The sequence below is a fragment of the Rhizocola hellebori genome, from assembly GCF_016862955.1.
In the GTDB taxonomy this organism is placed as follows: domain Bacteria; phylum Actinomycetota; class Actinomycetes; order Mycobacteriales; family Micromonosporaceae; genus Rhizocola; species Rhizocola hellebori.
In genome coordinates this window covers 37,297-50,452 of record NZ_BONY01000067.1, presented here as the reverse complement: position 1 = coordinate 50,452, position 13,156 = coordinate 37,297, and the positions used below count along the sequence as shown (strand labels likewise).

14 protein-coding genes are annotated in these 13,156 nt (G+C 66.4%); 7 read left to right on the top strand and 7 right to left on the bottom strand.

Annotated features, from left to right (window positions below; genetic code table 11):
* Positions 1–217 precede the first annotated feature (217 nt).
* Positions 218–730: a hypothetical protein gene (locus Rhe02_RS37165; RefSeq protein ID WP_203913155.1), complete on the bottom strand. Its 513-nt coding sequence runs from the start codon at positions 728–730 to the stop codon at positions 218–220.
* Between the two features lie 5 nt (positions 731–735).
* The gene (gene mqnE, locus Rhe02_RS37160) at positions 736–1,905 is read right to left on the bottom strand and encodes an aminofutalosine synthase MqnE (protein WP_203913154.1); all 1,170 of its coding nucleotides are present in this window, start codon (positions 1,903–1,905) and stop codon (positions 736–738) included.
* A 203-nt stretch (positions 1,906–2,108) separates the two neighbouring features.
* On the opposite strand from mqnE, the gene Rhe02_RS37155 reads away from it, so the two are divergent.
* On the top strand, positions 2,109–3,182 hold the full coding sequence (locus Rhe02_RS37155; protein WP_203913153.1) for a C40 family peptidase: 1,074 nt from the start codon (positions 2,109–2,111) through the stop codon (positions 3,180–3,182).
* 158 nt (positions 3,183–3,340) lie between these two features.
* On the top strand, positions 3,341–5,035 hold the full coding sequence (locus Rhe02_RS37150; protein WP_203913152.1) for a DEAD/DEAH box helicase: 1,695 nt from the start codon (positions 3,341–3,343) through the stop codon (positions 5,033–5,035).
* A gap of 58 nt (positions 5,036–5,093) precedes the next feature.
* Here the strand turns inward: Rhe02_RS37150 and cds1 are convergent, their stop codons facing one another.
* Complete coding sequence (gene cds1, locus Rhe02_RS37145) at positions 5,094–6,185, bottom strand: L-cysteine desulfhydrase Cds1 (protein ID WP_203913151.1); 1,092 nt, start codon at positions 6,183–6,185, stop codon at positions 5,094–5,096.
* A gap of 21 nt (positions 6,186–6,206) precedes the next feature.
* The gene (locus Rhe02_RS37140) at positions 6,207–6,644 is read right to left on the bottom strand and encodes an Lrp/AsnC family transcriptional regulator (RefSeq protein ID WP_203913150.1); all 438 of its coding nucleotides are present in this window, start codon (positions 6,642–6,644) and stop codon (positions 6,207–6,209) included.
* Positions 6,645–6,847: 203 nt separating this feature from the next.
* Here Rhe02_RS37140 and Rhe02_RS37135 point away from each other — a divergent pair, with 203 nt between their 5' ends.
* Both Rhe02_RS37135 and Rhe02_RS37130 read left to right on the top strand, forming a co-directional pair.
* A complete protein-coding gene (locus Rhe02_RS37135; RefSeq protein ID WP_203913149.1) occupies positions 6,848–7,087 on the top strand; it encodes a BldC family transcriptional regulator in 240 nt (79 codons plus the stop codon).
* A 17-nt stretch (positions 7,088–7,104) separates the two neighbouring features.
* A complete protein-coding gene (locus Rhe02_RS37130; RefSeq protein WP_203913148.1) occupies positions 7,105–8,403 on the top strand; it encodes a hypothetical protein in 1,299 nt (432 codons plus the stop codon).
* Here the strand turns inward: Rhe02_RS37130 and Rhe02_RS37125 are convergent.
* Positions 8,380–8,790: an SRPBCC family protein gene (locus Rhe02_RS37125; RefSeq protein ID WP_203913147.1), complete on the bottom strand. Its 411-nt coding sequence runs from the start codon at positions 8,788–8,790 to the stop codon at positions 8,380–8,382. The two genes, Rhe02_RS37130 and Rhe02_RS37125, sit on opposite strands and share 24 nt — an antisense overlap.
* Before the next feature lie 37 nt (positions 8,791–8,827).
* On the opposite strand from Rhe02_RS37125, the gene Rhe02_RS37120 reads away from it, so the two are divergent.
* Positions 8,828–9,442 (top strand): UbiX family flavin prenyltransferase, encoded by a 615-nt coding sequence (locus Rhe02_RS37120; protein ID WP_203913146.1) that lies wholly within the window; start codon positions 8,828–8,830, stop codon positions 9,440–9,442.
* On the opposite strand, the gene mqnP is transcribed toward Rhe02_RS37120, so the two are convergent.
* Together mqnP and Rhe02_RS37110 are read right to left on the bottom strand one after the other, a co-directional pair.
* Positions 9,432–10,292, bottom strand: a complete 861-nt coding sequence (gene mqnP / locus Rhe02_RS37115; protein WP_373320767.1) for a menaquinone biosynthesis prenyltransferase MqnP — start codon at positions 10,290–10,292, stop codon at positions 9,432–9,434. The genes Rhe02_RS37120 and mqnP overlap by 11 nt on opposite strands.
* Complete coding sequence (locus tag Rhe02_RS37110; RefSeq protein ID WP_203913145.1) at positions 10,268–11,731, bottom strand: menaquinone biosynthesis decarboxylase; 1,464 nt, start codon at positions 11,729–11,731, stop codon at positions 10,268–10,270. Before Rhe02_RS37110 ends, mqnP begins: the two co-directional genes overlap by 25 nt.
* Before the next feature lie 92 nt (positions 11,732–11,823).
* On the opposite strand from Rhe02_RS37110, the gene Rhe02_RS37105 reads away from it, so the two are divergent.
* Together Rhe02_RS37105 and Rhe02_RS37100 are read left to right on the top strand one after the other, a co-directional pair.
* Positions 11,824–12,318 (top strand): hypothetical protein, encoded by a 495-nt coding sequence (locus Rhe02_RS37105; protein ID WP_203913144.1) that lies wholly within the window; start codon positions 11,824–11,826, stop codon positions 12,316–12,318.
* Between the two features lie 21 nt (positions 12,319–12,339).
* On the top strand, positions 12,340–13,155 hold the full coding sequence (locus Rhe02_RS37100) for a hypothetical protein (RefSeq protein ID WP_239124294.1): 816 nt from the start codon (positions 12,340–12,342) through the stop codon (positions 13,153–13,155).
* The last annotated feature ends 1 nt before the right edge of the window (position 13,156 follow it).

Below are 13,156 nucleotides of genomic sequence, written 5' to 3'. Positions count from 1 at the left end.
TCACGACTGCACCGCGCGGCTGCACCGCGCCCCGCACCCCGCGCCCGCGTGGGGTGTGCGGGGGATCATCGCGATTTCGAGGAAGGGATGCGAGCGCCGTCGGCGGCTGGGAGGGGCATGGGTGTTGGCGAGTAGCTACATCTCTGCATGACCTGGCTGATGCAGAGATGTAGGTACCTGCGAAGAGCGGTCGTGCCTGGGAGAGTTTGGGGATGATCTAGGGCGTGTGGGTCGGCGGCGGAGCCGTCGAGGGTGGGCGAGCACGCAGGGATGTGCCGCGCGGGAGCATGCGGCGAGGGACCACGACGGGGCGGCGTATATGGGGGTTTATGGCTAATGGGGGTTGCGGGGTCGGGCGGCCATGGCCAGGCCTAGGTGCCAGATGGTGGCGAAGACCACTGTGGCCACCAGGGCGCCGACGGCGCCGGAGCCGATTGGGCGGCAGGCGTGAGGCGGCGCCTGCCGCTATGAAGCCCAGGCCCATGCCGACCAGGGTGCCGATGATGGTCACCGGGAGTCGGCCGGGCTCGCCTTTCGCGGCGGCGAACTGGCCGGAGAAGATGATGATCGGGAAGATCAGCGAAAGCCAGCCGTTGAGATCGCCGAAGGGGCCGAGGCCGAGCAGGGCGAAGAAACCGTCCATGACGAGCACGCCGGCCACACTGATCAGGAAGCCGGCGAGAACCTGGGCGAGCAGGTCGGTCAGCCGATTGATACGCGTAACTGCCACGGGTGTCAGGCCCACACCTGCTGCGGTTCGCGACGGCGGTCGGCCAGGGTCGGCGGGGGGCCGTATTCGCGAACGACCTGATAGCGGGTGTCCCGCTCGACCGGCGTGAAACCGGCGTCCCAGATCAGGTCGAGCAGGTCGTCACGGTGCATCGTGTTCGGGGTGCCATAGGAATCGGCGTCGTGGGTGATCTTGTATTCGACCACCGAGCCGTCCAGATCGTCCACACCGAAGTTGAGTGAGAGTTGCGCCACTGACAGGCCGTGCATCACCCAGAAGCACTTGACGTGATCGAAATTGTCGAGCATCAGCCGTGACACGGCGAAGGTCTTGAGCGACTCGGCCGGCGCGGCCATCGTGGTCTCGGCCTGGATGCGGTTGCGAATCTTGCCGTCGGCGCTGTCGTGGAAGTCGTGCTGGTAGCGCAGTGGGATGAAGACAGTGAAGCCGCCGGTCTCGTCCTGCAGCTCACGCAGGCGCAACACGTGATCGACCCGATGCCGCGGCTCCTCGATGTGGCCGTAGAGCATCGTCGATGGAGTGCGCAACCCCTTCTGGTGGGCCAGGCGGTGAATCCGCGACCAGTCCTCCCAGTGGCAGGCATGGTCCACAATGTGCTGCCGGACCTCCCAGTCGAAAATCTCCGCACCGCCACCGGTCAGCGACTCCAGGCCCGCGTCCATCAGCTCGTCGAGGATCTCGTCGGCGGACAGGCCAGAAATTTTTTCGAACCACTGAACCTCGGTCGCGGTAAATGCCTTCAATTTGACATTTGGCAGCGCCTGCTTGAGTTCGCGCAGCACACGGGGGTAGTAGCGCCACGGCAACGTCGGGTGCAGTCCATTGACGATATGCAGCTCGGTCAGCTGTTCGTCTTGCATCTCAAGGGCTTTGGCGACCGCCTGCTCGACGCGCATCGTATAGGCGTCCTTCTCTCCCGGCTTGCGCTGAAAAGAACAGTAAGCGCAGCTCGCAGAGCAGACGTTGGTGAGATTGAGGTGCCGGTTGACGTTGAACATCACCCGGTTGCCGTTCTTCTCCGTGCGTACGTGGTGGGCCAATCGCCCTAGCCAAGCGAGGTCATCGCTGGCATAGAGCGCCTCGCCGTCAGCGCGGGAAAGACGCTCTCCCGCATAGACCTTCTCCTCAAGCTCACGCTTCACGCCTTTGTCCATGTCCGCTAGCCTACGTAGGACTGTTGGGGGCATGTCAGGGGAGGACGGGTTAGACAATGGCGTCACGCAGGGAAAAAGTTGGAACCGTCGTGCTCACCGCCCTAATTGTTGGCGGAATCACGGTTCCGGCGCAGGCTGCGCCGCCACCAGGCGCGAAAATCACCGCGGTTCCCGATGCCGGAGCCCGGCCTCAGGCAGTTTCGGTGCCATTGCTTCCGACGGGTCGTCTGGCCATGCCGCCGACTCTGCCCACCGAGCCGATCAGCTTTCTGACAGCACAGGTCGACGCGGCGATCGTCGAGACCCAGGTGCTCGCGGAGCAGATCAACGAGCTTTCCCAGGTGCACGAGGACGCGCGGCTTTCCCTGGCCTGGGCAGATCACGAGTGGCGGCAGACCGACGAGAAGCTGCAGGTGGCCAAGCAAAACGCGGCGCAAGCGGCGACCGAGGCCTACCGCACCGCCGGTCAGCTGCCGGCCCCGCTTCAGGGCGACTCGATCCTGCGCGACCTGCAGCAGCTTTCCCCGCAACAGTCGGCCAAGCCGGTCGGCGAGTCGGCCGCGTTCGAGTTGCAGCGGGCGACCGACGCAGAGGCCAAGGCACGTGCCAGCCTGGTCGAGAAGACCGAGGCGGAGAAGGTCGCCTCGACCGAGCTGACCTCGGTGATCACCACCCTCGCCCAGCGCGACGCGGCGCTGCTCCTCCTGCAGCAGCGGCTCGAAACCCTCAAGACCGAGGAAGAGCTGCGCATTGAGCGCGAAACCGAGAAGCTGCGCTCCGACTACACGGCCGGCCAGAGCAACCAGGGTCTGCTGGCCCATCCCGACGCCCGCAAAGCCGTGCTTTTCGCGCTTGAGCAGCTGGGCAAGCCCTACCAGTTCGCTGAGGAAGGCCCGAGCAAATTCGACTGCTCCGGGTTGGTGCAGACCTCGTACAGGCAGACCGGAAGGCTGCTTCCCCGTGTCTCCAAGGACCAGTTCGCTGCCTACAAGGACAAGCAGGTCCAGCTGGATGCCCTGCTTCCGGGCGATCTGCTCTTCTACGCGCGCGACCCCAAGGACCCGCGCACGATCCACCACGTGATGATTTACCTGGGCGACAACAAGGTCGTGCACGCGCCGAAGGCGGGCGATTTCGTCAAGATCTCCCGGGTCAACCTCGGCACCGGTTCACAGGTGGATTTCGCTGTCCGGGTCTACGATGCGGTGCCCGTGCCGGTGCCGGTGGAAGTGCCCCCGACCACCCCGCCAGTGACGACGACGACATCCACGTCCTAAATCGGTAGCCCTACCCGTACACTGGTGAAGTTGTTTGGGAGCGATCATGCGCTCCCTCCAGCGTTCCTGCGGGTGAAGTAGCGGATGGCTAAGAAGAGCCGCCGCCGGCGCGGGGATGCGCCCCACTCGAGAGGTTCATTTTGACCACCAGCAATGCTATGCCGTTCGACCCTGCCCAACTTCCCTCAGTCTTCGAAATCGACATCGACGCCCCCAAAGCTGTCGTAGCCGCCCCGGTCGAGGTGGCTGTTGCTCCGGCCAAGCCGCGCGGAGAGGGCTTCGCCCTGCTCGGCGTGCCGCGCCAGTTGGTGCGTGTGCTGACCCGCGAGGGGATCACCGAGCCGTTCGAGATCCAGACTGCGACCCTTCCCGACGCGCTGAAGGGCCGGGACGTCCTGGGACGGGGCCAGACCGGCTCCGGCAAGACGCTCGCCTTCGGGCTCGCGGTGCTGGCCAGGCTCGCCGAAGGCAAGCCGGCCCGCCCGCACAACCCGCGTGCCCTCATCCTTGTCCCCACCCGTGAGCTGGCCATGCAGGTGGCCGACGCGCTGCGCCCCCTGGCCCGCGCGGTCGACCTGTTCCTCGGCACAGCTGTCGGCGGGGTTCCCTACGACCGTCAGATCCAAGGCCTGCAGCGCGGCATGGACCTGCTGGTCGCCACGCCGGGCCGGCTCGGCGACCTCATCGAGCGGGGCACCTGCTCGCTAGAAGAGATCGAGATCACCGTGCTCGACGAGGCCGACCAGATGGCTGACATGGGCTTCCTGCCCGAGGTCACCCAGCTGCTCGCGCAGACCCCGGCCGGGGCTCAGCGCCTGCTCTTCTCGGCGACCCTCGACGGCGACGTCGACCAGCTCGTCAAGCGCTTCATGACCGATCCGGTCACCCATTCCACCGCTCCCGCGATGGCCTCCGTCACCACCATGGATCACCTGCTGCTGCTCATCCCGCCGCAGGAGAAGTTCAAGGTGGCGGCCTCGATCGCCAACCGGGAAGGGCGCACGATCATGTTCGCCCGCACCCAGATGGCCGTTGACCGTCTGGTGGAGCAGCTGCGCGAGGTCGGCGTGCGGGCCGGTGGCCTGCACGGCGGCAAGACCCAGCGGGTGCGCACCAGGACGCTCGAGGACTTCAAGGAGGGCCGCACGCCCGTCCTTGTCGCGACCGACGTCGCCGCCCGCGGCATCCACGTGGACAACGTTTCGCTGGTCGTGCACATCGATCCGCCCAAGGACTCCAAGGACTACCTGCACCGAGCGGGCCGCACGGCTCGCGCGGGCGAGTCGGGCGCCGTGGCGACCCTGGTGCTGCCCAAGCAGCGCCGATCTACCCTGTCGATGATGCTCAAGGCCGGTGTGTCCGCTCCGGGCGAGCACCGGGTGCGCCTCGCCGACCCCAAGCTGATCGAGCTCACCGGCGCCCGCGAGCCTTCCGGCACACCGGTCGTCGACGAGCCGCGTCGCGAGGACAGGCAGCGGTCGGGCGGCGGAGGTTTCCGAGGCCGTCGTGACGGCGGCCAGCGCGACTTCGCAGGTCGCGGGTCGCGTCGCGAATTCGGCAACGGTTCCGCAGGCGGCGATCGCCGTGAGGGCCGTGGCCAGGGCAACCGTCACGAGTTCGGGGCCGGTTCGGGCGGGGCGCGCCGCGAGTTCGGCGCAGGGGCTGGCTCGGGCGGGGCTCGACGCGAGTTTGGCGCCGACGGGGCAAAGCGCGAGTTCGGCAACGGCTCGGGCGGGGCTCGCCGGGAGTTCAGCGGGTCGCGACGCGAGTTCGGTGCCAACGGGGCCGGGCGCGAGTGGCGCGGCGACGCGGGCCGTGCGGCCAGCGCTGGGCGGCGCGACCGCGCCTCCTGATCCATAAGCTCACAGCAAGGCCGCTACCACCCTGCGTGGTAGCGGCCTTTTTGGTGCGTTAGGGGTGCCAGGTGCCGGTGGTGAGGAAGTTCTGCACGGTTTGGGTGGCGGCGGTCAGGTCCAGGCCCTGATTGGCTATCCAGGTGTCGCTGTAATAGGTGTTGGCGTAGCGCTCGCCGCCATCGCAGAGCAGGGTGACCACGGATCCGGTCGCGCCTTGAGCGCGCATTTGGGCGATCAAGCTGAAGGCGCCCCAAAGGTTGGTGCCGGTCGATCCGCCGATGCGGCGGCCGAGGACGCCTGACGCGATGCGCATGGTGGCCAGGGAGGCTGCGTCCGGTACTCGAAGCATTCTGTCCACAATGGACGGCAGGAACGACGCTTCCACCTTGGGCCGGCCGATGCCCTCGATTCGTGATCCGAGGCCGGTCACGATCGACGGGTCGCCCGCGGCATAGGCGGGATAGAAGGCCGAATTTTCCGGGTCCACCACACAGATTTTGGTGCGATAACGCTGGTAGCGCACATAGCGGCCGATCGTGGCCGAGGTGCCGCCGGTGCCCGCCCCGATGACGATCCACTCCGGAATCGGGTGCCGCTCGAGAGCCATCTGCTGGAAGATCGACTCGGCGATGTTGTTGTTACCGCGCCAGTCGGTGGCCCGCTCGGCATAGGTGAACTGGTCCATGAAGTGGCCACCGCGTTGCGCCGCAACCTCTATCGCCGCGCTCACCACCTTGGCCGGATCGTCGACCAGGTGCAGTTCGGCGCCGTGGAACTCGATCAGCTCGCACTTTTCCTTGCTGGTGGAAGCGGGCATCACCGCGACAAAGGGCAGGCCGAGCATGTTGGCGAAGTAGGCCTCCGACACGGCTGTGGAGCCCGAGGAGGCCTCGACAACCGTGGTCCCGGCACCGATCCAGCCGTTGCAGAGCGCGTGCAGAAACAGCGAGCGCGCGAGCCGGTGTTTGAGGGAACCGGTGGGGTGGACGGACTCGTCCTTGAGGTAGAGCTCGATGCCCCAATCGCGGGGCAGCGGGAAAGGTAGCAGATGGGTGTCGGCGCTGCGGTTGGCGTCCGCGCTCACCTTCGCGATGGCCTCGGTGACCCAGGCGCGGTCGTCGTCACAACATCGGTCCAGCTGCTCCATGCCCAAGACGGTACTTGCTGGTCAGTTCAGTGGCCGGGGGCGGCCCTCCCACTTGGTGGACAGGGCGACCATGGTGCGCGTGCGGCTGACCCCGGGAAGGTGAGACATGGAGACGATGACATGTTCAAGCTCATCTATGGTCGCCACTCGGACTTTGAGAAGGTAGGACTCCTCGCCGGCCATGAAGTAGCACGACTCCACCTCAGGCATCTCCCGCAGCAGGTCGAGCAGGTCGTCGTTGGCGTTGACCACCAGCCCGATGATCGCCGTGACGCCGAGCTGGATCGCATGCGGCTCCACGTCGGCGTGGTACCCACGTATGACACCAGCCGCTTCCAGCTTGCCCACCCGTTCATGCACCGCCGGCGCAGAAAGGCCGACCTGGCGGGCGAGTTCCGCGTAGGAAAGGCGGGCGCTTCGCCTGAGCAAATCGATCAAACTGCGGTCAATAGCGTCCACAGAACGTGACCTTACCCACCGAAGGGCTGGTTTGAACTGCCCAGTTCGCCGGAGTGGGGCATGAGCGACCTCATTTCGGTGCAATATACGAGTGAGGTTCGCAATCATACCGGCCGAGACAACGGAATAGTACAAATCAATGTTTTTGGGACGACTAGCGCCAGCGGTGCTCTAATTGGACCAACAGAACGAGGAGGGTTAGCGTGGACACGGGAGATCGCCTGCTTACGCCCGGCGAGGTGGCCGCGCTGTTCCGGGTAGACCCTAAGACGGTGACCAGGTGGGCAGCGGCTGGACGGATCGGCAGCATTCGTACGCCCGGCGGCCACCGCCGGTTCCGAGAGTCGGAAGTCAAGGCCCTGCTCGAAGGCGGGCTGGATTTCGACGACGAGGTCAGCCCGGCCGCAAGCACAGGCATGCCGGAGCGACGACCCTCCCATTAGGAGGTTAGCCTCGCCGCATGACAACCAACCGGCGCGGTGCGCAGCTGCTCATGGCTACGTGCGCGGCGCTGATCGAGGCGATCGGGCAGCACATGCCCGCTTGCCCCTACCGCGACTATGTCACCTGGGCTTTCTCGGCGCGGAACCCGCGCCAGAGAGAGTTCCTACAGGCGACCGGGGTGCTCCAGCTGATCAACTTGAACACCACCGTGCTCAGCGGACTGTTCGAGGATGACGACTGGCCCGCGTTGCTTCTGCTCACCGGAAGGATGAACGCGTACCAGGTCCTGGAAGTCATTTCCGACAACCTGGCACTCGGGCTCGGCGGCCCGGCGCTTGACGAGGCCGCCGCACAGCGCCGCGCGCTGGTCAGCTCCGTGAACCGCGCGATGATCGAGGCTTTGGTCCCCGGCCGCAGTACCCCGGCGATCCTGCTGCTGGCGGGCTATGCGCAACAGGCCGCGCAATCCGCCTCCATGTTCAGCCAGAGCCTTGTCGCCACCAAGCACGCGGAATTCGCGCGGGACTATGCGCACCATCTCAGCTCGCAGGGCCGGCCGGTGCCGAACCCGGGGGAGCTCGAGTTCGGCGTCTGGCCCTCGCTGGTGGCCAACGTCGAGGTCTGCCGCGAACTGGCTGGCGCCTTGGACGGCACGGCCACGGAAGGGTTGCTGCGTCAGGGTCTCACCGACCGGTACCGGTCGGTCGAGCGCACGCTCTTCGCCGAGCACCTTTCCCGTCTGGAGCTGGGCGCCCTGGGCGCGCAGACGATCCTGGTCGGGCCGACGCTGGCCTACTTCCTCGGGATGTTGCTGGAAAAGCTCAAGCCCGCCAAGGCTTACCCGGCTGCGGTCAGCGATGGCTCGCTGTCGGAGGTGCTGACCGACGCCTCGCTCCTGGTACGGCTGCAAAATGACATCGGCACCCGGTTGCTTCAGCTCGCCCCGGTCCAGCAAGCGGCGCAGCTGCGGCGACTGGACGACTCGGGCGACCTGTTCCAAGCCTTGGCCAGCAACGACGAAGTGATGTTCAGCCGGCTGCAGAAGGACGTGCGCAACACGGAAAGCAATGTGGCCCTTTGGCATCCGCGGCGAGCGGCGACCATGGCCGAGGCGTGGACGGCGTTCGCGGAGAGCCTTAACTACTACGCGGGAATGTATGCGTACCACAGCGAATGCCTGGCGCGCGGGCTGGCCGAGCTGGACAACCGGCTGGGCGACCGGCGGGCCAGCGCAGTCATCGAGCGGCTGGTGCGTTTCCACGAACGCATGTACTCCCACCCGCACGCCGAATCAATTGGTGAGTACGCGATTTAGGCTTCGCATATGGTGCCGCATCACCATCGAGAGCACCGGCGCCAGCTGACGCCACGGTGACTGTTCGATCTCGGCGTAGATGGCGAAGCGGGTGCCGTTGCCCGCCGGGGCCAGCGTGTAGCGGGCCACGTAGGGCAGCTTGCCTTCGGCCTTGATAGTCATCCGGTGCGGCCGTTCGGCTTCGATGACGTCGATCTGTGTTGGCAGGGAGACTCCGAGCAGCCTTGCTTCCAGCTGGTACCGCGTCCCGACCCCGCCCTCGCCGGCCACCCGGACGCTTCGGGAAATCCCGCTCCACCAAGTCGGATCGTTGCGAAGGTCGGTCACAAAGTCGTAGACCTCGACAATTGGCCGGGCGATGACAATGTGTGCACCAACCGCTGCCATTGGGTGATTGTACTTGGTGGGAGCTAAGGTGATCGTTATGCGCCGGCCGTGGATTGTTGGAGTGTCAGGCGCTTCCGGCACGCCCTATGCCGCAGCCGTGTTGCGAGCACTTTCCGCGGCCGAGGTTCCGGTGGATCTGGTGGTGTCCCGGGCCGCTCGGCTCACCCTGCTCGACGAGACCGCGATCAGCTTCCGCGACGCCCACTGGCAACACGATTTGCAGACCTGGCTCGGCGCGGAGGTGAAAGATGTGCGCTATTGGCCTGCGGGCGATCTCGCGGCCGGGCCGAGCAGCGGCTCCTATCCGGCGAGCGGCATGATCGTTGTCCCGGCGTCGACCGCGGCTTGCGCCGGGATCGCGCTCGGCCTGTCCAAAGACCTGCTTCAGCGCGCGGCGGAGGTGAACCTCAAGGAGCGCCGCCCGGTCATCGTGGTCCCGAGGGAAACCCCGGTGACCCGAAGCCATCTGCTGCACCTGGTCGAGCTCATCGACGCGGGCGCCACCGTCCTGCCGGCAAGCCCCGGCTTCTACGGCATCGGCGCCGCCGCCACCGCCCAGCAGCTCATCGACTTCGTGGCCGGCAAGGTGCTCGACTGCGCCGGTGTCGAGCACGATCTGCTAACCCGATGGACCGGCACCATCAACGGATGAGCCAGGCCACCAGGCCGAAGGCGAAAAGCACGATGCCGACGAAACCGTTCGCGGTGAAGAAGGCGCGGTTCACCTTGGACAGGTCGGTGGGGGTGACGATGACGTGCTGATAGACGAAAGCGGCTCCGGCCAGCAGCAGGCCCACGTACCAGGGCCAGGCGAGGCCCACCCACAGTCCAAAATAGACGAACAGCGCGAAGGTTAGCGCATGCACCTGGGTCGAAAGCCGTAACGCGAAAGGGACTCCGAAGCGCGAGGGCACGCTGTGCACACCGATTTCGCGATCGATCTCCGCGTCCTGGCAGGCGTAGATGAGGTCGAAACCGCCGATCCACAGGCCGACGGCCGCGCCCAACAGCCAGGCGGGACCGGAGCCGGCGAAGGATCCGGTGACCGCGAGCCAGGCCCCGATCGGGCCGACCGCTTGGGCGATGGCCAGCACGAGGTGCGGCCAGTTCGTGAAGCGCTTGGCATAGGGGTAGACGACCAGCGGGATGACGGCCAGTGGCGACAGGAAGAAGCAGAGCCAGTTCAGCGCGAGCGCGGCCGCGAAGAAGACCACGAGCGCGATGATGGCCCCGATCCACGCCGTGCGAACGGATACGGCTCCGGTGACGAGCTCCCGCTTTGCCGTGCGGGGGTTCCGGGCGTCGATGTGGCGGTCGATGATGCGGTTGGCGGCCATGGCGAAGGTGCGGGCGCCCACCATCGCGATGGTGATGAGCACGATGTCCCAGAACGACGCGCCCGCGATAATCGCTGACAGGTAAGCGAACGGGAGCGCAAAGACCGAATGTTCGATGGCGACGAGCCGCAGGAACGCTTTCACCGGAAGCCATACTCCTTCCACCGTCTGTCCACTTTGGAGACTATGTCGGCGGACATCTTCATCTCCGACGGCCAGCCGCGAGTGTAGCCTTCGGTCGGCAGTTTGCGGGTTGCGTCGACGCCCGCCTTGCCGCCCCAGAACTGTTGGTACGACGCGTGATCCAGGTGGTCGACCGGGCCCTGAGTGAGCACGAGATCGTGGGCGTAGTCGACGTTGCCGAAGGCGCGGAAGGCGACCTCGGACAGGTCCTGCGGGTCGCAGTCATCGTCGACGATGACGATGAGCTTGGTGAGGCTGAGCAAGTGCGCCCCCCACACCGCGTTCATCACCTTCTGCGCGTGTTTGGGGTAGCGCTTGCGAATGGAGACGATGAGGCAGTTGTGGAAGACCCCGGGTTCGGGCATGTGCATGTCGACGATGTCCGGTACCAAAATCTTGATGAGCGGAAGGAAGATGCGTTCCGTGGCATAGCCGATCGGGCCGTCCTCCTGCGGCGGTTTGCTCGTGATTATCGAGTGGTAGATGGGGTCGCGGCGCATCGTCATGCACTCGACGTGCAGTACAGGAAAAGGCTCAATGGGGGTGTAAAAACCCGTGTGGTCACCGAACGGGCCTTCGGGCGCCCGCTCGCCCGGCTCCACATAGCCCTCGAGAATCACCTGCGCGTAAGCCGGCACCTGCAGCGGGACGGTGAGGCAGTCCACCATCTCGACCCGTTCCCCGCGCAGGAATCCCGCGAACAGATATTCGTCGATGTCACCGGGCAGCGGCGCCGAGGCCGAGTAGGACACCACCGGGTCGGCCCCGATGGCCACCGCGACCGGCAGCCGCTCGCCGCGGCGCTCGGCCACGGCGTGGTGGGCGGTGGAGTCCTTGTGAATCTGCCAGTGCATGCCGAGCGTGTTGTGCGAATGCTGCTGCAGCCGGTAAAGCCCCAGATTCCGCTTGCCCGTCTCGGGATGCTTGGTGTGGGTCAGACCGTAGTTGTGGAAGATGCCGCCATCCTCGGGCCACGTCATGAGCCCCGGCAGCAGGTTCAGATCGACGTCGTCGCCCTTGAGCACCACCTCCTGGCAGGGCGCGCCCTTCACCTTCTTGGGTGGCAGCGACTTGAGCTGCATCAGCTTGCCCAGGCCGTCCATCATCCCGCCGAAGCCCTGCGGCAGCTCCGGCTTGACCAGGTCGCCGATGCGGGCGCCGATCTCGTCCGGGTGCTTCACGCCCAGCGCCATCGACATCCGCTTGAGCGAGCCGAAGATGTTCATCGCGACCGGCATCTCGCCCCTGGTCGGCCGCTCGAAGAGCAGGGCCGGCCCGCCGGCGCGGACTGTCCGGGTGACGATCTCGCTGATCTCCAGCGTCGGATCGACCGGTGCGGTGACGCGGTGAAGCTCGCCGGAGCGCTCCAGCGCGGCGAGGAACTCCTGCAGGTCCTGATACGGGAAGCGCGGTCCAGCCATGAGCGCCATCCTCGCATTGCACAGCTTTCCGACTGTGTCGGGTCTTCGTCATAGACGCGCGTTCATGTGATCGCGATCGATAGCTTCCGCGCATGAGACTCAAACTCGCCTTTGTCGCCGCGTTGGCGATGCTCGGCACGGTCTTCGTCGCGCCCTCGCCCGCGCTGGCCGCCCCCGACAGCATCGCCTGCTCGGCCGCAGGAAGCTACAGCCGGATCATCGGCTTCCCCGGCACCCCGACCACGTTCTGGCTGGTCGGCACGGTCGGCACCTACCGCTACTGGCACGTGGTGCTGCCCACCAGCTCCGGCGGGGAAACCTACTCGCGTTCCTACGTGGTCAGGTGCAGCGGCACGACCATCGCCTGGTCGGCCGACCTCACCCCGTTCGGGGCCAGCGGCGACCGCTGCGGCACAACCTCCACACTGCTGGAGACCTACGTCGGGGTGCACAGCCACTCCGTGAACGTTGGTGGCCTGTTCCTTCTCTACAACTACCGCTACTGGCACATCCGGCGCTGGCAATTCGACGGCACCCTGATCACCCTGGTCTACGACCACTCCGAGGTCGCCCGCTGCCTATTCTGACCGCGGTTCGTTTGTCCCTGGGTGAAGGCTCCCATCCCGGCTCTACTCGCATTGCTACTCCTGACGAGCCCGATGGCGGCCGGCCCCGGAGCCGACCAGAGGTTGCCGTGGTGCAAAGGCGACCGGCGGGCCTCCACGCGCCCGCCGGCCGCCCCGCCCTCACTCACCTCGCCGGGGGCCTGCCAGGCCAAGGCCAGCTCGCTACAGCGGACCCGGCCCATTCCCGCGCCCGGCTACCACCACCTGGGCGCGACGACGACCACCGGATGGTCCGGAGTGCTTGCCCGCCTTGAGGTTGGCGACCCGGGCGTGCGCGCCGGCACCTTCGACTTCCTTGCCACCCGGGTGATGGCCAAAGCGGAAACCCCCGACGGGCTCGCCTGGCTCGAAGCGGGCTGGGCCGAAACCGGCTGGGACGGCGCGGGCAAACAGCGCATCTACACCTACGACACGAACCGGGACTCGTGGGCGTTCTACAGCCAGTACGAAGTCAAGCCCGGCGACCAATTCTGGATCCTCGTGCAAACCGAGCAGGACTCCCCCGCCCCCGCCTGGCAAGCCTGGCTCTGGTGGGGCGACGCGTGGCATCTGCTCACCAGCCAGGAGCTGCCGCTGACCGGGCGCGCACAGATCGAGCAATACGTCGAAGTGCACACCGAGAACCCGTTCCCGGTGCCGCGGCTACAGGTCGACAACGTGCAGCTCAAAGACGGGCCGGCCGGCCCGCTCGGCTACTGGGACGAGCGCGTGGCCACCATGCCGGGCACGCCGACGGGCGGCTACTGCCTGGACTGGATCCGCCTCTACTACACGTGGGCCGCGAACACCTGTCCCTGAG